At 48.4% G+C, this 225-nt stretch carries 1 protein-coding gene; it reads left to right on the forward strand.

The genetic code is table 11. The features are described 5' to 3' along the window. Positions 1-203: ATP-binding protein (locus IM284_RS23275; RefSeq protein ID WP_193055986.1), on the forward strand; the 203-nt coding region annotated here is incomplete at its 5' end. Between the last annotated feature and the right edge of the window lie 22 nt (positions 204-225).

Below are 225 nucleotides of genomic sequence, written 5' to 3' on the forward strand. Positions count from 1 at the left end.
GCGTGATACTGACCACCAACTTGAGCTTCTCGGAATGGAGCCGAGTGTTTGGCGATGAAAAGATGACAACAGCGTTGTTGGACCGACTAACCCACCACTGCCACATCCTGGAAACCGGCAATGAAAGTTACCGCTTCAAACACAGTTCAACTCAGAATAAGCAGGAGGAAAAACAGACCCGCAAACTGAAAATCGAGACATAATTCTGACAACAAGGGGTGGGTC

The sequence above is a fragment of the Enterobacter cloacae complex sp. P12RS genome (assembly GCF_014895875.1).
Lineage (GTDB): Bacteria > Pseudomonadota > Gammaproteobacteria > Enterobacterales > Enterobacteriaceae > Enterobacter > Enterobacter bugandensis.